The organism is Paucilactobacillus vaccinostercus DSM 20634, from assembly GCF_001436295.1.
Lineage (GTDB): Bacteria > Bacillota > Bacilli > Lactobacillales > Lactobacillaceae > Paucilactobacillus > Paucilactobacillus vaccinostercus.
This window is the reverse complement of the sequence record NZ_AYYY01000066.1, coordinates 1-22,709: the sequence shown is the minus strand read 5'-3', so window position 1 is coordinate 22,709 and position 22,709 is coordinate 1. Positions and strand designations below refer to the sequence as shown.

The window sequence follows — 22,709 nt, the reverse complement described above, 5'->3', positions numbered from 1 at the left end:
ATGAAAGGATATATTTTGGTGTTGCTCTTTAAGAACCCTCTTATTTCATGATAGCATGTCATTAAAGTGAACCGAGTGCTGATGAAATATCAACTGACTTGCAGAAAGGGATGACTCACAGATCATGATTAGTCAAAAATCCTGGTTTAATTTTTTTACGACGCATATTTTTGCCTTCGGCCGCGTGGATGGGCCAACGTATACGACGCGCATGTATTTCAATTCGAATGGGCGAATTGGGGGGTACACGACTAATAATGAATATTTCTGGCAGCTAGACGAAACCGGATTAGTTTTACAAAATGGTAATCATGCTGCGACCACCCATTTTACGTTAGATGAATTTCCACGTGTCGATAATGAGATGGTCCAGATTTCGGGCCAGTATTTGCCGAATAGTTCGGTACAACACCGGATAACAGTTGTCAGTATTGACCGATTTTATGATGCACAAGCCCGAACGATGCGTGAAGATCTCCAAAAGACGATTGGTCAAGGCGTTCAGCCAGCACTTAATCGGGCCTTTGCACAAGCTGAAACGACAATGGCTGGGGCTCGGACCCACCATAAGATTCGGCTGGCCTTTATTTTAAATAGTCGTGAGACGCTACCGGCGGTGTTACCATTATTGAATGCCACCCGAGACGATCAACGGTTCGAGGTCAAGCTGGTACTCACCAATAAGTATTATTTAGGAACTGAATCGTTAGAAACGTTTGAGCCGATTGCTGCGTATTTTGATGAGCATCATATTGGATATGTTAATGCGGCGAACCGCACTGATTGCGTCCGCGTCCTCGAGATGCTTAAAATTTGGCAGGCTGATTTTATCGTTCGGCAGTCGGAATGGGAACAAGATTTTCCGCCTGAATTTGGCGGTCGTCAATTAAATTGGTCGCGTTTGATTTATATTCCCTACGTTATTACGGAAAATATGATCAAATCAGCGCAACGACAGGATAGTGGACTACTGTTTAACGATTACTATCGCTATATTTGGCGTTATTTTATGGCTGATCCACTGACGGTCGAACAGCAGTATCAGTTGGAATCGGGGTTTATTTCTAGTGAGATATTCCAATCAGTGGGATCGATGAAAGCAGTTGAAATTAAAAATGAGCCTGCTCAGTGGCCGCTCGATATGAAAAATTGTACGAAAAAAATGGTTTGGATTGCGCACCATTCCATTGGTAATCACTGGTTTAACATGGGAAGCTTCCCACGAGTTTATCAAGAAATGATTGATTGGGCCCGTACCCATCAGTCCGTATCAATTTTGTTCAATCCACATCCTTTACTAGAAGCAACCATCAAAGCTGGTGAGTTTTCCGGGTATACGCTTGAAGATTATCAGCACTTCCTTGAGCAGTGGCAACAGTTGCCAAATACCGGTGTACTGACTAAAAAATCTCAATATGGGGCAACGCAAGCGGCAGATTTAGTTTTCACGGATGGTGTTTCTTCACTGTACGAAATGCAAATTCAAGGGAAACCAATTGTGACATTGGCCCGTCACGACCAGGTCGGATTTACTGCTCTCGGACAGCAATTGATGCGGGGCGTTCATGTCACACATACCATGGCGGCTGCCTTTGAACAAATTGAGCAGCTGTTGGATCATGAGGATGACCGTGCTGAACTTCAAGTCCAAAATGTGCATAACTGGATCAAAAATGATCATCCAGAGGTTAATATTATGGATGAAATGGTGCGCGAGATTGACTCACACTGGTAAGGATTAGCAGTGAAAGTCAAACCAGCAAAAAAAGTTTAATTAATGGGGATCTTAAACCGGCGCTGACGTTTGACGGGCCACATGCTGCCACTGGGGGTATGGCATTGTACTGCAGAACTTGATGCCCTATTTGAACTAATGGTGTCATCAAGGTTTAAAATAATCGGTTATCGTATCAAATGACGGTTGGCAAAAGTTGCTAACCGTTTTTTCGTCATTAAAATAAAGCGACTAAAGAGAAACTAAATATAAGTGCATGGATTAAATAATATCCATTGTGAACATCTTGATTATGCACCTTTGAATGCTGTACCATTAAACACGTATATCCGGCGGTAGTATGTGAACGTTTTATGGGCTTAACTGTTTGGTGAACTAAAGAGGTTGGAGCTGTGATGGAAGCAAGCCTAAGTTTTGTAAATGTATAAGATCGGAAAAGGTGGGATTATCAAATTAAATTTCGAACCACTTTGATGAATTAGAAAGATTAGTCTGTGAACTACTGCAGAAAGGAGCCTGATGATGACCAATTGGATTACAAGCTTTAATAATGAAGAGTTAGGGCGTCCCGATGGTGCGATTCAGCTAATTACTAGGAGCTTTAGTAAGGCAGCAATGGCGCTTGGATTTCAAGAATTAAACTATGTGACCTTCGATTTTGTTAATTATGTTAATTTAGAGCGACGGTTAAATGTGATTGATACTATCCTTGCTCCGGTTCAACCGGGGGATACAATTTTCTTCCAATTTCCAATGTATGCGGCCCAGCGGTTTTCGGAGGATTTCATGATCCAAATGATGGCCTTAGAAAAGGTAAAAAAGGTCGCCGTTGTGGTGGACGTACCAACATGGATAAATTCTTCCAGTGATGATAGTTACAATGCAAAAGAGGATGGGTGGCTTGGTTGGTTGCGCCGCTTTGACCTACTGATTGTGGCTAATCGACATGAAGCGCAACATTTACATCGTGATGGTGTGATAGTTCCCATGATTTCGATGGTACTTAGTGATTACCTGTACCGCGGTCCATTACGGTCCAAGACGTTTCAAAAGAAACTATACTACGTAACGGGACGTGATGTTTTGGATATTGACTATCGGGCAGCGACGCCCATTAATCTGTTTAGTGCCGTTGCTGAACCGCCTGTTACAGAAAATGCCAGTTTGGTCTGGCATGGTCGTCAGCCTAGTGATGCGATCATGGCCACGTTAGACGGGGGATTTGGGATCGTAACGACGGACAATTTGGTTGAACGACGTGGCACGCATTGGCGGTACTACACACGTTTTAATAACCCTACTAAATTGTCCTTATATTTAGCAGCTGGTTTACCGGTGATTACGATGAGTAAAACGCCCCATGCCGCACTGATTGAGAAACGTCACTTGGGATTAGTTGTGGACGATTTGAATGAGATAGATCATGTGTTGGCGAAACTAGACCAAACGGATTATCAACGAATGTTGGCCGCTATTGTGCCATGGCAAACCGCCGTTGCATCAGGGTTCTTTATCCAGCGCGCTTTAATGGCAGCTATTCAAACACTTGATTTAGGATTGAAAAATCAATTAACGTCGGACAACGGCGGGGATCTTTGAACAAATCAAGATGGGATGATCGTGCTACACTTCAAATTCGAATTATGTGTAATTGAAAAAAACAGTTGTATTATGGATAAAATGGTGCGCGAGATTGACTCACACTGGTAAGAATTAGCAGTGAAAGTCAAAACAGCAAAAAATAGTTTAATTAAATGAGGTCAAGGCTTTGTTCAATTGAGGTTTGTGTGTGATAATTGAGGGAAACATTGGGTAAAACCAAAGCAAATTGGTGATATTTCGGTGAATGATATCGTTAATCTCAAAATTTATCAGCACAATCAACAAAAATCGGGAATTGGCTGTTCTCTTTTAAAATTATATGTACAAACGTGATCCATATAATTAAACTATACGTATAAGAATATAGACAGCTCACTTCGTTTTTAGAAGACGACCCGTACGCAGGATGTTATGTTGCTGTGCATAGGTCGTTTTTGTCCATGTATAAGGCTGGTATAGTAGGAATTTCGACGCACAATAATCACCAATTTTTAGTAGAGGAAGTAGATTATGACCAATTGGATTACGAATATTAATGCGAGCAATGCGCAGGAAGCTAACGATGCCGTGCACTTAATTTCTCGTAGTTTATGTATGGCAGCCCAAGAAATTGGCTTTCAGGAAATCAACCTTGTCGGCTTTCAGTATACGGATGCGTACCCGGATCGGCGACAGAATTTAGTTCACGCGTTACTCGATCCTGTACAACCTGGGGATTTAGTGGTTGTGCAATTTCCACTATTTACGACAGACAGCTTTACGGAGACTTTTTTTGAGCAACTATTTCACCGCCAAGGCGTCCAAAAAGTGGCCGTTATTCGGGATATTCCGAGCTGGATGAATGCTGTGGATAGCGATGGGTATGATGCACAGACGGATTGGTGGTTAACACTGTTGCGCCGCTTTGACTTACTTATCGTGGCCAACGAACAGGAAGCTGCTCAATTACGTCGTGATGGGGTGAATGTTCCCATGATTTCACTAGTTATTTGCGACTACTTGTATCAAGGCCCATGGCGAAAAAAGCAGTTTCGGAAGGAACTCTACTACGCTTCGGGACGCGATATCTTGGGATTGGACTATCACGCAGCCACACCGCTCAACGTGTATAGCGCCGTTGCCAGTGACGCGGTTCAGGCTAACGGCAGTACCCGATGGCTGGGATTTCAACCGAGTGATGCGATTTTGGCATCTCTATCGGGCGGATTTGGTATCGTGACGGCCAACAATATTAGAGAAAGTCATGATGAGGCCTTTAAATACTACACGCAGTTTAACGATCCTACCAAACTGTCGTTTTACTGGGCGGCCGGGTTGCCGGTGGTGACCACCAGTCGGACACCCCATGCCCAACTTATTAAGGATCGTCATCTGGGATTGGTCGTAGATGACTTAAACGATATCGACCGGATTTTGAGTGACATGAGTTCGGCAGATTATCAAGTCATGGTGGCCGCGGTGGCACCATGGCAGCGAGCGGTCACGACTGGATTTTTTATCAAGCGGGCGCTGCTGGCTGCCATTCAAACACTCAATCTGGGTGTGAAGCAGCAGTTGGTTAAGTCATGATGGGGTTCATCGGATAACAGCAACACAAAAAAATTATGAAATGCACGCTGATTAGCATTAAGTGTACAGAGGGGGAACTATTTTGAAAGTTTATAACATTAACAAGGGCATTGGGTATGCATCAAGTGGGGTTGAATACGCACAAATGTATCGGCAGGAATTACTTGCCAAGATCGACGTCGATGATTACTATATTTTTCTCGATTATATCTCTACCAATATCACGGTGTTCACCGATCTCATGAATTTTCCGCGAGAAAAAGTGATTAATATCTACAGCTACCTAAGTGGTCGACCAATCGTCGAGTCGGCGTACACTGTGGATGACTTTTTAGCGACAATCGGTGATAAGTATGAAATTGTGTCACAAGACAAAAAATCAGTGAAGGTCAAGGTTCAGGGCATGGATCTGGTGTACCAAATCTGGTTGCTAAAAAATGGCTTAGTGGATCGGGTGGACCGCTTAGAACAGGGAAAGTTAACGGAATGTTACGACTATGATGCGTCACTCAGCAACATGCAGGAGTTTAACGATGGCAAGATTACACGCCGGGTATTCTATCGTTTAGATGGAACGGTCGCCTTCGAACAGTTCTACCAAGACAATGAAATTACGGTTACCTTTATTGAAGACCATATTATTTATGGCAAACTGGATTTCTACATGTACTTTTTCGATAAGCTGCAGATTCAAAAAGACGACGTTGTAATTGTAGATCGCGCGTTGGAAATGATTGAGGCCTTTTTACCGGCATATGCTGGTAAGACGCGCATTATGTCAGTCGTCCATGCGGAACACTTTAGTGAAGGCACGACGGAAGGTGATCACGTCGTATGGAATAACTTCTATGAGTACGTCTTCGATCATGCGGAATACTTTGATGCGATTATTGTTTCTACTGAACGGCAACGCCAAATCTTGGAAAAGCAATTACCAAATAAGACGCGCATCGTTACGATTCCGGTGGGCTACGTCGAAAAGGTGGTTTCCAAGAGAAATTACGATCCATACGCCCTAGTTTCGGCTAGTCGACTCGCTATTGAAAAACATCTGGATGTTATTGTACGGGCGGTGGCGCATGCTAAGAAACAGTTGCCAAAACTAACCCTGGATATCTATGGGGAAGGAACAGAACGGCAAAAGTTGGAACAGCTGATTAAAGAACTCGACGCTGGCGACTACATCCGGCTGATGGGACACAAGAAGATGAAGGGCGTGTACGCCAAGTATGGCGCCTACATTTCAGCTTCGACTTCTGAAGGATTTGGGCTGTCGTTACTGGAAGCGACGTCAGAATCATTACCGATTATTGGGGTCGATGTCGAATACGGAAACCGTGAATTTGTACAACCGGGTAAGAGTGGCATTCTGTATGAAAAGAGCTCAATTGATGAACTCGACCAACACCTGTATAAAGCGTTGATTGAATTTTATCAAAAGGGATTGGAAAATTCTGGTCGGAAAGTAGCTCAAAAAGTGGCCAAGGGCTTTTTAGGCTCGGTTGTGGCGAAAAAATGGCAGAAACTATTGGAATCGAAATAGGGTGGCGAAACAATGAAAGTAAATATTTTTGATTATTATGATGAAAACACTGAAAACCTACTGCAATCTTTAAAAACGGCGAAGCTGCCCCGTAAGTCACTATTTGTGCATTACAACGGCAGACTACCAAAGGATGCAATGAGTCCGTTTACCTTTTTTACCGGATTGAAAGAAACAAATACGCAGGGACTATTTTTTAACCGGGTCGCGGTGCCGACCTTTTACGACATTATTGTGGGTGGCGCTAACTCTGCTCGAATTCAGAATGGCATGCGGACCGTTGGTTTGATTACCTTCCGTAGTGAAGGCTACCGCGTGGTCGATAACGTCACCTGGTTTTCCAAGGAAGACGGCGACACGGTTGTGCGTAAGGATTGGTACAACATCTCGGGAGACCGCTACGCAACAACGTACTTTAAGGACGGCGAACAGTATGCGACCCGCTACTTTAAGGACGGCCAACCAGTGATTACCGAAAATCATCGTTCTGGCATCATCGAATTACGGTATCAGGACAAAACGTACGATTTTGCGAACATCACGGCCTTTTTCGTCTTCTTTTTGCAGGAGGCTAAGATCAATGCGCTGGATATTGTCATCAATTCATTATCCTACCCACTGTTCATCGCCCATACGTTGCACAACGAAAAGACGACGCTCTTCTGGCAAGAACCATTGGGTGATGATGTGCCGGGTAACATGGTGGCCGAATTGGAGAATCAAACGTCCTTCAAGCAGATTATCTTTAGCGATGAGTCACAACTGAAGTTTGTCAGTGACCGTTATCCAGATACGAAGGTCAAGTTGACTTACTTGTCCAATATCGGTGAGTTTGCACGGAAAACGAAGTACCGGCATCAAGCCTTTGTCCTCACGAATAGTGACGATTTACGAGGCCTCGATGAGATTTTGACGGCCTTACCAGATCTCAAGGTCACGGTGGCGGCCTTTACGGAAATGAGCAAGAAGTTACTAGAGCAGGGCGATAAGTATCCGAACCTCAGTCTCCTACCTAATTTTGCCCCTCGTGAAGTCCACTTGGAGTTGGAAAAGGCAGATATCTATTTGGATATTAACGCCGGTGGCAAGGTTGCTAACGTGTTACGCTACGCTTACCAGAACCACATGATTATTTTGACGGATCAAGACGTCAAAGCCGGTAAGTACAAGAGCCTAGTATACGATGGAACCAATGCCTTGATCGCTGATTTGACGGCTCTCCTAAGCGACAAGACAGTATGGGATGATAAATTACGGCAGATGATTAGTCAAAACGGACCGGTTTCTACGGCAACGAACTACCGTAAATTACTACGTTAACAGTAGTTAAATCGCGAAATGAGTTGAGGTTAAAATGGCAAAAAAGCGATTAAATGAATTAATAGATGAAAAATTTGATCAGGAACAGAAACGACACGAATACGGGAAAAAGCCCAAAACACCGCTGGGACGCTACGCACAACCAGCAATGTTCGGGGTAATTCTAGTCGTTTCACTTTGGGTCCTGTTTTCACAAATCTACACGATTGCCAAGTATTTTCTTGGCCAATAGAGTTGTGACTAGCTGTCAAAATTAGGCAAAGGTGAAGTTGGTATGTCCAAGTTAAAAAAGTATCGAAAAATTGCAAAAAAAATATATCAAGTTTTGCCCAAGTACCAGCAAATGACCGATGAAGAACTGCAGGATCAGACCCGGATTTTTCAAGAAGAATTAGCCGGTGGTAGGACCCTGACACAACTTCTGCCGCGAACGTTTGCGGTCGCCATGGAAGCTGATCGGCGGGTCCTTGGCCTGTCACCATATGAAGTGCAAGTGCTCGGTGGGCTTGCACTGTTTTTTGGTAACATTGCTGAAATGAAGACCGGTGAGGGTAAGACACTGGTGGCCACCTTACCAATGTATGCCCGGGCAGTGGCTGGTAATCGGGGGAATTTCTTGATTACCACGAATGACTATCTGGTCGAGCGGGATGGCAAGGAAATCGGGGCAGTTTACGAATGGCTGGGCCTCAGCGTCGGAATTGGGGTCGATGTCGAGGAAGATGATGAAAAACGGCAACTGTACGCGAACGACATTATTTATACGACCCATTCAACGTTAGGCTTTCACTATCTGTTCGATAACCTAGGAACTGAGCTGAGCAAGCAATACGTCAAGCGGTTTAATTTTGTGATCGTCGATGAAATTGATTCGGTGTTGCTGGACGCTGCTCAGACATCACTGGTTATTTCGGGAGCCCCTAAAGTGCAGTCGAACTACTTTGAAATTAGCGATTGGTTCGTCAAAAGCATGGAAGATGACGATTACGAATTCAGTGAGGATAAAAAGAAGGTTTGGTTTACCCCTCAGGGACTGGATAAAATTGAAGAATATTTTGACATTGATGACATTTTTTCGGAACAGTATTTTGACCAGTATCGGCATTTAGTGTTGGCACTGCAGGCCAACATGCTAAAGAAAAATGGGCAAGAGTACGTGGTGGAGGACGGCAAGGTCGTCTTACTAGATGAGGTTAACGGTCGCAAGATGGACGGCGTCAAGCTGAATGGTGGGTTACACCAGGCAATTGAGGCCAAAGAAGAAGTTGACGTGACCGCGGAAACGAAAACACTGGGTATGATCAGCTACCAAAGCCTGTTCCACAAGTTTAAGGTTTTGTCTGGGATGACGGGAACCGCCAAAACGGACGAAAAGGAGTTTATTCAAACCTATAATCTGAAAGTCGTTGAGATCCCGACAAACAAACCCAGTCGGCGGATTGATCAACCCGATCAGGTGTACTTAACCAACCGGGCTAAGATCGATCACTCGCTTGCGACGGTGCAGGCGGGGATGGCGGCTAAGCGACCAGTCTTGATTGAGACGGGATCTGTAACGATGTCGAATCTATATTCGCTGGTACTACTGGAGAACCGCATTCCCCATAACCTGTTGAATGCGTCAACCGCACCGCGGGAAAAACTGATCGTGAGTGAGGCTGGTCAAACTGATTCGATCACACTGGCCACTTCAATGGCTGGCCGGGGAACCGACATCAAACTGAGTAAGGAAGCCAAAGAAAATGGTGGTCTGCTGGTCGTCGGAACGGAACGCATGACCAGCAAGCGAATTGATAATCAACTACGAGGCCGTGCTGGGCGCCAAGGGGAACCGGGTGAAAGCCAGTTTATGGTGTCATTGGAAGATAAAATCGTGGTCGAAAACGGCCCAGATCGCCTACGCAAGTTCTACGAACACGGCCAAAAGCGGGTGGAAAAGGGCAAGCTTGATCCAAATAACGCCTTAAAGCAGCGTGTGGCCGTGCATGCCATGGACAACGCTCAAAAAAAGGTCGGCAATAGTGAGTTAGAGTCGCGTAAAGAAACCACCGGCTACGATGCAATTATGAGTAACCAACGGGAAAAAATTTATGTTGCCCGAAACCGGGTTCTTGCTCAGGATCCCGCGTATCTGAACGCCCTGATTAATGGGGCGCTGGAGAAGGTCATTGATAACTTCATCAGTGACCATCGCAAGATGCAACTGAACGACATTACAAACTTCGTGTATAACAACATTGACACGGGATTTGCGTTCCAGCGTATTAAGGATGGCCTGAATGGAAACTTCAAGAAGAAAAATGTTCGACAATTTCTGATGGCCGCGGCGCGTGAAGCACTCCAACGGTCCCTGGATCGTTTCCGGAGCCCGATGCAACTGGCCTATTACAAAAAAGTGGTGATCCTCAAGGCAATTGATACCTGCTGGATTGACCAACTGGATTATTTGCAACAACTAAAAATGATTGTGACTGGTCGAAGTGCCGCCCAGCATAAGCCGATTACCGAGTTTACGCTCGATTCTCGCCGCGGCTTTTTCCGGATGGAAAATGAGGCCTGGCTCGCAATGTTTCGAAATTTAATTTTAACGGAACTCGATCAAAATAAGGATGGGTCACTCGAAATGACTTTCCCATAGTGAGGATGTGACAAGCGTAATGAAAAAATACCAAGATTTAACACACCGGCTAGCCGTAACATTTATGTTGATTGCGGTTTATAGCTTGGGACAAAGTATTCCAGTGCCCTTGTTTGATATGAGCTTTCGTGTTGGCGGTGGACAAGTCACGACCGGAAAACTGCTCTCGATGATTACTGGTGGGGTGTTTAACAGCCCAACCCTGTTTTCGTTGGGGATGGGACCTTACATGGTCGTCTCGATTTTGACGTCGATTATTTTCTTAGCGGCGCGGGATCGGATGAGCCAAATGTCGCAGGATCAAAAGGGGCTCTTGCAAATCTGGCTGACACTCGTCTTTGCCATTTTACAGGTCATTCCGCTGACCTTTAATATTCTTAACAATGCTAAACCCATCGTGCATGGCTTTAGTCCCCTGCAACTATTTTTAACAACCGCCTTGATCTTTATTACTGGGGCAATGATTGCGGCTTGGATGGCGGGAATCAACGCTCAGTTTGGGGTTGGGGGACCGTTTGTGATGATCATTCCCGGAATTGTGACGGGGATAACGGGAAGTTTGAAACTGGTCAATGGCTCGATTTTGATGCATCTCGACCGGTTACTAATCCTGCTGGCTGTCACGATCGTCTTCATGTACCTGACGACTGCCCTATATTCAGCCGAATATCGTATGGATGTGCAACGAATCGGTATCGACCGCCGCTCTAAGGACGGCTACTTTGCTTTCCGAATTTTAATCGGGGGCACGATGCCGCTGATGTTTGCGACGACATTTATGTACTTTCCCATCTACATTATGCAGGCGTTGAAGTATCAAAATACAACGGTGATGAACCTGTTTGACGTGACCAAGATTCAGGGAATCTGGATGTATGGGATCGTGATCTATCTCTTGGGGTTTGCATTTTCATTTGTTAACGTGGTACCGGACCAAACCGCCAAGGATATGAAGGAAAGTGGCGACTACGTGATTGGTGTTCAGCCGGGAATTACCACGGAACGCTACATTACGCGCCGAGTAATCTTTTTTGCCGTCTTTGGGAGCATGTTTCTTGCTATCGTGGTGATTTTTCCGATGTTGCTGGGATACTGGCTCCACAATCGGATGTACACGAACCTCTCGAACTATTTTGCAATGCTGTTCGTGCTGATATCGATCTTTGATAACCTCCGGCAAGATATTGATATGCTGTATTACAAGGATAGTTATGGACTCTTTAATGTGAAGGTTAAAAGGAGGGGACGCGCGTCATGATTTACTACATTGCCGATTTGCCGGCAGATACCGATAGTTTAGAGCGGAACCCCGTTTTTAATACGATTAAAAATTTTGAGTTGGGTGGCTTTGACTATCAGGTGTTGATCCCTCGGTTAGTCCCGTTTCTCCGTTATTTGGGCGCCGAGTATGGTATGTACGATGGCGCCCACATTGTGCACGTGTTTGATCAAATCCAAGATATTCAACAGACCGAAGGATTCCCGTTTACCATGGACGATGTGCCACTACCACCCCAGACGGAGTCGGTGTATACGCGCGATCAGGTCCGCCTATACCAAGGGCCACAACCATTGGGTCAGGTGACCTTCAACCGGTTTGGCTTTGTCAAACAGGTTCAATGGATAAGTGAAACGGGCACGCGGACGGATACCTATTCGGATCGGGGGTTTGTTGCTGGTGCCCAGTTTAAAGATTCTAATGGTGAGGTTGTTCGGACTGAATGGTACAACCAGGACGGGGAGACGGTACTCACGGGAAATTCGACCGGTATTCACGTTGCCTTGGCTAAACGGGATCTGTTTGATCATCCGGACTACCTCACGATGGCGGCGTTACGGACCGAGTTTTTAAACCGGGCGCTCCGGCAGTTCGATGTAACACAGGATTACTTAATCATTAATATTGAAAATGAGTGGTTGCTCGACTTCGCCCAACACTTTGAGGCGCCGGATCGGATAATCTTTGAGAATATTCAGGCTGACCAACGGTTGACGGCAGCGACGATTAGTAAGCATGCTGCGCTCCTAGACGGCCAGACAATCGTGACCGATAGCCCGTTGCAGGCTGGGCAGCTAATGGAATTGGAGACGACAACTCATGTTCAGCAAAATATTGAGTTGTTACCGACCTTTGTGACAGAGCTCAACCTAGGTGAAAGTAACACCTTGGCGGAGGCCCGTCTTTATTGGCGCATCGGGTTAGTGGACGATCAGTTCAAGGCCCTCTTTTGGCGCATGCTGCAGTATCGGACGGACTACGAGGATCTCCGGTTAATCATGGATCTGCAAGCGGTCAATGATCAATCAATACTGGAAGGACTAGTGACGCGTTTCGTGAACGAAGTGCTAGAAGTGGACACGAGTTCGACGTTGTTTGCGATGCTGCAAACGTACTACACGGCGAAGAAGGAACATAAGCTACTCGAAAAACAACAAAAGGCCTTTGAAGCCGCCCGAAAACAGGTGGTAGGGTTTAAGAAAATCGACGATGCGTTTCATTTTATGGACAATGTCAGCTATCGGTACCAGTCCGACACCCCGGAGTTGGATCAGGATCTGCGGTTTACCCGCGTCTTTATCGATGACCGTGTGCAAAATGACCTCTTTATGCAGTCACGGGTCGTGGGGGCCGGCATTCCGATTATTAGTCGGGAACCGTCGATTTACTTTAGTGACGGTGAAAACGGGGCCCTGATTGAAAATGACGAAGCCTTGTTCAACAGTTTATCCACCTACTTGCAAGGCAGCCGAGAATGGAACCAGGCACTTGTGGCAAGTATCGATAAAATTAATGCGAACGGCACTGATCAATTGATTGAATCGTGGAGGGGGATTTTACATGGCCAGAAAGAGTAATTTTATTCAAATTGGTGGGCAACCACTGGAAAAGGCGGGCGACTTGAATGCTGAATTGGCAACTTATCACTACTTGCCCTTGAGCGGAGTGGATTTGGCCCAAGCATTGGATGACCTGTCCGCGTTTCCGACCGAAGCTGTTTATAATTCAGGAACCATTTTTCTATTTGCTGACACGACGATTGATGAATTTCCAATGGATCAGGTACTGCTATTACCGGCGGATCAAATTTTTTACGAAGCAAGTTCCCAGTCTGATGAACAACGGTGGCATCTACTAAAAATGAAACGGGCCCAGCAGGTGGATCTCAACGACGGTGGGCAATCATTGATGGCATACGTCAATGACAATACGCTGACTGATCCGTGGGGTCTTACTTTTGAGAATAGCCGGACGCAGTTGTCCGCTAATTTTAATGGTGAGGTGACGCGTCAAGGGACATCTCGATATATCTTTGAAGGTGACTACGGCACTGATTATCAGCGGCTGATCTTGTGGAATACGCACTGGCAACCGGCTGGAAAAATCATCCTGCATGCGGAAATTGGGGCTACTAGTGGGGACGTCGAGTATTTCTACCGCGTTTACTACGAGAACGAAGCCGGTTTTCAAACTTGGGATTTCGACGAGGCTGATTTGGTTAACGGCTACGTGCAGCGTGACGTGGCGTTTCTGAATTATCCTTTGAACGTGGCCCTGTTTGTAAAGGGGAGTGGCCGGCTGGTGGTCGGCGAAATTCACTTACGGAATGGATCACTAGCAAAGGAAAACTTTCTGAGCGTTGGCGGTCAACGGCTGGTGGATGATCAGCACTACCACGAAGAGTTGGGCTACTACTTTAACCCTGCCGACTTGAAACCACCATTAAATGTGTACTTCTCAGGATGGCGGGCGAAGGAAAGCTACGAAGGCCGGTGGATGATGGGGTCGCTTGGATCGCCGTTCATCCTCGTATTCGATCCCCGAATTGTCGGGGGCGCGTTCTACCGGGGTGGCACTCTGGAACAGCAACTCGTTGATGTGATTCAGGATAAGCTGGATGAACTAGGCTTTACGTCCGATCAGCTAAACTTGTCGGGGTTGTCAATGGGAACGTATGCGTCGTTATTTTATTCGACGATGCTCAATCCCCATGGTGTTGTGATTGGGAAACCGCTAGCTAGCATTGGGCACCTTGCCATCCATCAACGACTGTTCACGCCCTATAATTGGGACCTGGCAATGGATACGATTATTAGTTTGACCGGTGAGCTGACCGAAAAGAGCGCGACCGCGATGGATGATGACTTTTGGCATCGCTTTTTAAACACCGACTATTCGAAAACAACGTTCATCATCGCCCACATGTTACAAGATACGGATTTACCGTTTGAGCGTATTTTTAATCACTTAAAGGAACATTATCCGACGTCTCGGGTGCTGCATAAGGGACTGGAAGGGCGTCATAATGATGATACGTTGGGGATTACCAGCTGGTTTTTGAAACAGTATCAAAATATGCTGGCGAATGATTTCGGTCGTAACTTCCAAAAGGACCTCGAACTCGACGAGGAAGACGAAGTAGTCACGGATCAAGTGGCACAAAAGGAGCATCAAAATGGGTAGTTTATATCTTACCCGGTGGCCCGACAACTTTGATGATGTCGAGATTACCGGCACAACCGTTCAATACTTAGATAGCGGTGAAGTGCTCTTTGCCAACGAAATGTTTTCGCCCGGTATGCAGTTGTGCAAGTGGCGTTCACGGGTTAATTATCTGGATCAAGGCATTAAACCAACGTTACCATTGTTAGAGGTGGGTAAAGAATACACGGTCTCGGCGGTGTTAACGGCGGATCGCACGCCCGCGGTTCAGCTGCGGATCACATTTTTCGATGTGAATGGTGAAAAATTGAAGATGATCAGTTCAACAACGCTATCAAAGGTGTTCGTCTTTCCCGAGGGGGCGGTGTCGTACGAGGTGGCCCTTGTTAATCTCAACCATACTTGGATCAAATTTCAGTATTTGATGATTAAGGCGGCTGACGATGCCCGTCAGGTAACGGCGCGGTTAGATCGCACCGGTGGCTGGGTCGCCGTGCAGACGGATGATCTGACTGAGGTGGATGAGCAATCGGCAATTTTGCAGATCAGCTACGGATCACGAACGACGATGTCCATCCCACAGATGGCGAACCAGCCGTCATTGATGGTATGGGCCTATGTCGATGATGCTAATGTGATGAAAGTGCTGACAGATATTCGGCAAACTTTGACGCATACGCACTTTGCACAGGTTAAGTATCTTCCCGGCCAGCGGGAGCGATTTTCACCGGAGAGCCGCACACAGGTCGACGAATTAGCGGCACAATTAATGGAAGAAAGCTAACATCGTTTCCTCAAGGGGGATGGTGTTTTTTTCACATAACCGCGGGAATGACGTTAGGAGAAATACCACTTTTTGTGACTGGAAGTAACAAATAATGGGATAAACTAATAAACCCCATTATTCGCTTAGAATTGTGCTGTTAAGCACTTTACTACCAGAAATAAAATTGTTAAGCTTGACAATAATTACGATGATTAGGCTAAAATCTGCAAATTTTCTGGAATAATGGGTCTAATCACCTACATATTCAGGGTTAGGAAAGTACAGTTATCGGTATTTAAGAAGCTACGTATAACCTGGGTAAAAAAGGGGAGGGATAGTTAAATGACATATTGGGTTACAAAAGTTGATGAAAATGAAGCCGCGTCCAGTTATCAATCTGGTATTATTGCGAATAATATGGCTGCCGAATCAATTAGCCAAGTTGGTTTTCGCAAACTCCATTACCCACGTTTATACGCGCAGGAGTTGAATGATATGGGCGCCGGTGGCCGGCGCGAAAAGTTGGAGGCCATTTTGAACGTTGTCTTACCAGGGGATGTGGTGATCGTCCAATATCCACTGTGGACGAGTGAAGTTCAGTTTGAAATGGAGTTCATCGATTACTTAAAGAATGAACGACACGCGAAGACGGTAGCCTTGGTTTGGGACATTATTTCCTGGATCCACGATGCATCCGACCGAGACTATTCGGGGGACGCCTCATTGTGGCTGTTGAATAAATACGACTTGGTCATTGCGGCGAACGAAAAAATGGCGCGTCACATGGCCGAAGCAGGCGGGGTCACCACTCCCAAGATTGGGATGGGCCTGAGTGACTTTGTCTATCACGGACCAAAGCCTAAGCAAACCTTCAAGAAGCAGTTGTACTACGTTTCTTCCAGCGTTGATCCGGCGATGGTTGCTGAATACAAATCGCAAATCCCGATTAACTTCATCGGCCCTAACAACCAGCAGGGACAACTACCAAGCTACATTAAGATGCTGGGCCAGATGAGTAGCAATGATATTCCGTGCCAGCTTGATGGTGGGTTTGGCCTGCTGTATTACCCGATGGCGGGGTACTACAAGGGGATGAACAACTACGGACACTACAATAACCCGATGAAGTTGTCCTTGTACTTGGCGGCGGGGCTGCCAATCATCACGATGCCGCACACCGCCCACTCTGGCTGGATCAAGGACCGGGGCGTGGGGATTGTGATCGACTCAATTGGTGATATTGACAAGGTCATGAACAAGCTCACCGAAGCCGATTACAACCAAATGGTCGCCAATGTCCGACCTTGGCAAGAAGCGGTTACGAGCGGATTCTTCGCAAAGCAAGCAGCATTGGAAGCAATCCGCTACCTCGAGTTAGGGTTTGATGATCAGATTGTCGAGACGGGAGGTGGTGGCCAATGACCAACTGGATTACACGCTTTAACGGACGGATGGAAAGTGAAAATCAGCAAACAACCGTACAAATTAGTGCCAACGTCGCCAAAGCCGCCCAAGAGTTAGGGTTTCAGGAACTCAACTACGTTCCGTTTGATAATTTGGGAGAGCAACCGGCCCGACGACGAAGCTTAATTGAAACAATTTTACGTCCGGTACAGCCGCGGGATCTCGTGGTTGTCCAATTTCCACTCTGGGAACAACTGGATTTTCAGGCAGAGTTTATTGACTACCTCAAACGAATTAAACAGATTAAGGTCATCGCACTGGTTCACGAAGTTCCCACGTGGCTGTACGCCGATGATGGTGACCGGAGTGTCATCCAAAATGACTTTTGGTTTACTCAGTTACGTAAATTTGATTTGCTGGTTGTGGCGAACGAAAAACAAGCGCGACGACTGGTAAAGGATGAAATTGATATTCCGATGGTGTCCTTGCAATTGTGGGATTACCCGTATGCGGGACCACTACAAGAAAAACAATTTCGTAAGCAGCTCCATTACATCAGTGATCAGGCCGTTACGGCGCTTGATTACCGGGGCTCAACACCGATTATGTTTTATAACACAGAAGTTGATGAAAAAGTCGCCAATAATCCGAGTGTCAAGCACATTGTCGGATTGGCGCGGGATAACCTAATTGCAGAATTAGCGGACGGCTTTGGCTTAGTTAATACCGTTAACATCACGGAAGCAACTAATCCTAATGTGGTCCGGAATAGCCAATATAATGACCCAATTGAATTATCAATGTACTTAGCAGCCGGAATGCCGGTCGTGGTGCCTGATTCCAATGCCCACGCCCAGCTCGTTAAACACCATCATTTAGGGCTGGTGATTCATGATCTGAACGAGATTGACGAAGCATTGTCTCACGTGACGATTGCCGATTATCAGGAGATGGTGGCCGCGATTGAACCGTGGCAAAAGGCAGTCAGCACACGCTACTTTGTGAAGCGTGCGTTGATGGCCGGCATGCGAAAAGTAAACTTGGGGTTTGATAATTTTCTCATTTAGCGGTGGTTACCGATTTTAACGGTCGGTAGCACGTTTGTATATATCGGGTTAATACGTGTTAGGCTTATTTTAAAAATTGAATGATGACTATCAATCGAACTTGAACGTGTATTAAGCACAGGGGGGCAGTAAATATATGTCTAGAAAAAATAACATTAAGAAAGCTAAGTACTCTGATCAGAGTCAGCACTATAAAACGTATAAAGCTAAAAAGACCTGGATTTACACAACCATTACCAGTTTTGCGGCTGTATTTGGTGGTGGATTAGCGGCGCCAATCGTGGGTCATGCGGATACAAGCAGTACAACCACGAGCACAAGCAAGGAGGCCGACACCGGCAACATACTGGCGGCGAATAATACCGCCACGATTCCGGCGGATTCAACGAACAACAATACGGCAGTCTCAACATCAGAATCGACGAGTGGCTCAACTTCGACAGCTTCAGAATCAACAAGTGGTTCAACTAGCGGTTCAACATCAACTTCGACGAATGGCAGTCAGTCAACCAGTGTGTCAGATAGTGGCACTTCGAACACGTCAGAATCTGACAGCTCAACAACGGCGACCTCGAACACGGATGATGCATCAACCAGCACTTCAAACACATCAGAATCAGATAGTTCGACAACCGCAACATCTAATACAGATGACACCTCAACGAGTGCCTCAGAATCAGGTAGCTCAAGTGCCACGACATCAACCACCGATACTACAACTACTAATACAACTGATACTGCCACAACCGATGCAATCAAGGATGTGACAGCTGAATTAGGTTTAACCGGAAGTGGAACGGCGGAAATAAATGGATCAAGTTTGGTCGTTGCAGTAGATAGTGGCAACGAATTAACGACTGATCAATTTAATACCCTTGCACAATATTTACGGGCTAATAGCCTTACAACGATGATCATTGCGTCAGACGCCTATTTGATGACGTATAGCAAGGATAATACCAACACTATTGTGAAGGATGATGCTGAAACCGATGTTGCTGTTGATGCTGCCAAAGCCTTTGGTAGTGCTACTTATAGCATTACAGGTGAGGCCCAATCATTCTCCGTTGTCAGCGCGAGCTCGACGGTAACTGGTAAAGGAACGCCAACAGGATCTGGTGTTTCAATTTTTGGTTGGCAACTGACGACTGGCTTTACCAGCCAGCCAGAGGATCAGAATATTGTGGTAAAGCCAAATGGCACCGCAACAACAACGATCAGTGCTACGGTTTCAACAGGTTTTCTCAATACCTTGAAGACAGCGGCAGCAGCAGTTATAACTGGGATGTCTTTAGGAACTTCTGGGGTTTTGACTTCGACATATACTCTATACAAGAGTACTAATGGTGGTTCGACATGGACTTCTGTCGGAACTAGCTCGTCACCCAGCTTTTCAATCTCTCAAGCTGCGGACACCACAGCAGAGTACCAAATCGGCCTAACAATCGCGTTTGCTCCGAGTGGTGGGGGAATCATTTCAACGATCATTCAATTGGTGGGATCGACTGTTGCCAATGCATTGGTTGGTTGGGCAGTCGGTGACTCATATTATTCTGATGTGGCAACTGTCAAAGTAACTAGTCAGAATGTGGAAGCAAACTCACTGACGGTTAACGCTGACTCATATACACTGATTACAGGTGCTAGCATGACAGTTAGTTCAAGTAATGCCAGTGTTCTTCCGACATCCACATCGACAATTAATGGGACCGAACAACTCACCTACACGACCGATCCAAGCAATGCAACATTAAAGAGCGTTAAGTGGACTTCTAGCGATCCATCGGTATTGTCCGTTGATGCCAACACCGGAGTGGTCACGGCGGTTAGTGATGGTACGGCAACAATTACGGCAACTGGAACTGACTATGACGGCAATACGGTTGTTGGTACATCAAAAACCTTCACGGTTACTCGAGGAGTTGCCGATCAAACGGTTGATGCAGGTGATGATGCTACCTTTACCCTTGATGGGGCCGATGATATTGCATCAACGATCGGTGATCTGGATGATTTAAGTGTGCAAAGTGTCACGTATCAATGGTATGGTCCAAACGGACTTATTAGTGGTGCAACTGGTTCAACTTTAACGCTTTCAAATGTCACGAAAGCAATGGATGGGAACCAATACTACGTTAAAGTTACAATTGTTGGTGATCTTATTAACAATGGATCGTCAATATTAACTGTAACAACAGCTTTGACAACACAGAAAGCTACTTTGACGGTTAATAGTCATACAGCAGCAGTAACTGGTCATAGTACTGAAATTTATGTTGGAGATTCTGCTCCAGCGGCCAGCACGTTTGTCGGGTCGATTACTTCTGATGGCACATCAGTTGATATTGCAAAAGCGATTGCTGATGGCGATGCTACAGTTAGTGTTATGAACATGACGACGGGTGAGCTTGAAGCTTATCCAGGTAGCATTGATACTAGCAAGGTAGGTCAGTACTATATTGGTATCGACTACACTGATCCGGACACTGGTGCAAAGGCAGAACAAGCCACTGCAATATTGACGATTGTTGAAAATACTGCGTCAGAAACAACGTCAACAACGACGTCAACGACACAGTCGTTAACGGATTCAACAACGGCCTCATTGACAAATTCAGAAACGCAGTCATTGACCGATTCAGCGACGGCCTCGTTAACAAATTCAGAAACTCAATCGTTAACGGATTCGACAACAGCCTCGTTGACGAATTCAGAAACTCAGTCATTAACAGATTCGACGACGGCCTCGTTAACAAACTCAGAAACGCAGTCACTAACAGATTCAACGACCGCTTCGTTAACGAATTCGGAAACACAATCACTAACAGATTCAACGACGGCTTCATTAACGAATTCGGAAACACAATCACTAACAGATTCAACGACGGCCTCATTGACGAATTCTGAGACTCAATCATTAACAGATTCAACGACGGCGTCGTTAACGAATTCAGAAACACAATCATTGACAGATTCAACAACCGCTTCGTTGACAAACTCGGAAACACAGTCATTAACAGATTCAACGACGGCTTCATTGACAAACTCGGAAACACAGTCATTGACTGATTCGACGACAGCTTCGTTGACGAACTCGGAAACACAGTCATTGACAGATTCAACGACGGCCTCATTGACGAACTCCGAAACACAATCATTGACAGATTCAACAACTGCTTCGTTGACGAACTCGGAAACACAGTCATTAACCGATTCAACAACTGCTTCGTTGACGAACTCGGAAACACAATCGTTGACAGATTCAACAACGGCTTCGTTGACGGATTCACAGACTCAGTCGTTAACAGATTCAACGACGGCCTCATTGACGAACTCAGAAACTCAGTCATTAACCGATTCAACAACGGCTTCATTAACGAACTCGGAGACTCAATCGTTAACGGATTCGACAACAGCCTCATTGACGAACTCCGAAACACAATCATTGACAGATTCAACAACTGCTTCGTTGACGAACTCGGAAACACAATCGTTGACAGATTCAACAACGGCTTCGTTGACGAATTCGGAAACACAGTCGTTGACAGATTCAACAACGGCCTCATTGACGAATTCTGAGACTCAATCATTAACTGACTCAACGACGGCTTCATTAACGAACTCGGAGACTCAATCGTTAACGGATTCGACAACAGCCTCGTTGACGAATTCAGAAACTCAGTCATTAACAGATTCGACGACGGCCTCGTTAACAAACTCAGAAACGCAGTCATTGACAGATTCAACGACGGCCTCATTGACGAATTCAGAGACTCAATCATTAACAGATTCGACGACAGCTTCGTTGACGAACTCGGAAACACAATCATTGACAGATTCAACAACTGCTTCGTTGACGAATTCGGAAACTCAATCATTAACAGATTCAACAACTGCTTCGTTGACGAATTCGGAAACTCAGTCATTAACTGACTCAACAACCGCTTCGTTAACGAACTCGGAAACTCAATCGTTAACCGATTCGACAACCGCATCATTAACGAATTCCGAGACTCAATCGTTGACCGATTCAACAAATGCTTCCTTGACAAATTCAGGAACTTTATCTGATTCAACATCGACTTCGGTTAGTGTTTCAGATGTTAAATCTGATAGCACCTCAGATTCGGCTGCCGGTTCAGACACTAACTCAACAAGCACCTCAATCTCGAATGCGGGCTCAGATACTGGTTCGACAAGTACTTCAGTATCACTTAACGGTTCAGATAACAGTCAAGCAAGTACTTCAGCTTCATTGAGTACTTCGGACAATAACCAAACGAGCACGTCAGATTCACAAAGTGATGTGAAGAGTATTTCAACGGTTGGTTCCGACTCGAATAGTGATTCTGACAATGGCTCAACCAGTACTTCAGAATCACAAAGTGATTCAATGACTGATTCAATCAGCACGTCAGAATCTGTAAGTGATTCGACCAACGGTTCGATCAGCACGTCTGATTCAAACAGTGATTCAAATGCGGGCACTGAAAGCGACTCAACCGCCAGTTCCGAAAGTAATTCTAACTCCGACAGTCAATCAGATATTCGTTCGACGAGTGACTCTATCTCAGACAGTAACTCAACGACTGGTTCAACGAGTGCTTCAGTTTCTGATAATGCT

Annotated in this window: 14 protein-coding genes; all 14 read left to right on the top strand. The window is 45.7% G+C overall.

What is annotated here, in order from left to right; genetic code table 11:
• Window positions 1-124: 124 nt before the first annotated feature.
• Window positions 125-1,735: a hypothetical protein gene (locus FC26_RS11885; RefSeq protein ID WP_057781118.1), complete on the top strand. Its 1,611-nt coding sequence runs from the start codon at window positions 125-127 to the stop codon at window positions 1,733-1,735.
• 522 nt (window positions 1,736-2,257) lie between these two features.
• On the top strand, window positions 2,258-3,334 hold the full coding sequence (locus tag FC26_RS11880; RefSeq protein ID WP_057781115.1) for a glycosyltransferase: 1,077 nt from the start codon (window positions 2,258-2,260) through the stop codon (window positions 3,332-3,334).
• A 513-nt stretch (window positions 3,335-3,847) separates the two neighbouring features.
• Window positions 3,848-4,906, top strand: a complete 1,059-nt coding sequence (locus FC26_RS11875; protein ID WP_057781112.1) for a glycosyltransferase — start codon at window positions 3,848-3,850, stop codon at window positions 4,904-4,906.
• Between the two features lie 82 nt (window positions 4,907-4,988).
• Complete coding sequence (locus FC26_RS11870; RefSeq protein ID WP_057781109.1) at window positions 4,989-6,449, top strand: glycosyltransferase; 1,461 nt, start codon at window positions 4,989-4,991, stop codon at window positions 6,447-6,449.
• A 12-nt stretch (window positions 6,450-6,461) separates the two neighbouring features.
• Window positions 6,462-7,769 carry a glycosyltransferase family protein gene (locus FC26_RS11865; RefSeq protein ID WP_057781106.1) on the top strand — a complete coding sequence of 436 codons (1,308 nt, stop codon included), beginning with the start codon at window positions 6,462-6,464 and terminating at the stop codon, window positions 7,767-7,769.
• A gap of 34 nt (window positions 7,770-7,803) precedes the next feature.
• Window positions 7,804-8,001, top strand: a complete 198-nt coding sequence (locus tag FC26_RS11860) for a hypothetical protein (protein ID WP_057781103.1) — start codon at window positions 7,804-7,806, stop codon at window positions 7,999-8,001.
• A gap of 42 nt (window positions 8,002-8,043) precedes the next feature.
• Window positions 8,044-10,407: a preprotein translocase subunit SecA gene (gene secA, locus FC26_RS11855; protein ID WP_057781100.1), complete on the top strand. Its 2,364-nt coding sequence runs from the start codon at window positions 8,044-8,046 to the stop codon at window positions 10,405-10,407.
• Between the two features lie 19 nt (window positions 10,408-10,426).
• The gene (locus FC26_RS11850; RefSeq protein ID WP_083483855.1) at window positions 10,427-11,665 is read left to right on the top strand and encodes a preprotein translocase subunit SecY; all 1,239 of its coding nucleotides are present in this window, start codon (window positions 10,427-10,429) and stop codon (window positions 11,663-11,665) included.
• On the top strand, window positions 11,662-13,263 hold the full coding sequence (gene asp1 / locus FC26_RS11845; protein WP_057781093.1) for an accessory Sec system protein Asp1: 1,602 nt from the start codon (window positions 11,662-11,664) through the stop codon (window positions 13,261-13,263). Before FC26_RS11850 ends, asp1 begins: the two co-directional genes overlap by 4 nt.
• Complete coding sequence (gene asp2, locus FC26_RS11840) at window positions 13,247-14,869, top strand: accessory Sec system protein Asp2 (protein ID WP_057781090.1); 1,623 nt, start codon at window positions 13,247-13,249, stop codon at window positions 14,867-14,869. Before asp1 ends, asp2 begins: the two co-directional genes overlap by 17 nt.
• Window positions 14,862-15,632, top strand: coding sequence for an accessory Sec system protein Asp3 (gene asp3 / locus FC26_RS11835; protein ID WP_057781087.1), 771 nt, complete (start codon window positions 14,862-14,864; stop codon window positions 15,630-15,632). The genes asp2 and asp3 overlap by 8 nt, the downstream gene beginning before the upstream one ends.
• 324 nt (window positions 15,633-15,956) lie before the next feature.
• The gene (locus FC26_RS11830; protein ID WP_057781084.1) at window positions 15,957-17,036 is read left to right on the top strand and encodes a glycosyltransferase; all 1,080 of its coding nucleotides are present in this window, start codon (window positions 15,957-15,959) and stop codon (window positions 17,034-17,036) included.
• A complete protein-coding gene (locus tag FC26_RS11825) occupies window positions 17,033-18,085 on the top strand; it encodes a glycosyltransferase (RefSeq protein ID WP_057781079.1) in 1,053 nt (350 codons plus the stop codon). The genes FC26_RS11830 and FC26_RS11825 overlap by 4 nt, the downstream gene beginning before the upstream one ends.
• Before the next feature lie 136 nt (window positions 18,086-18,221).
• A partial coding sequence (locus FC26_RS11820; protein ID WP_169790340.1) for a KxYKxGKxW signal peptide domain-containing protein occupies window positions 18,222-22,709 on the top strand: 4,488 nt, incomplete at its 3' end.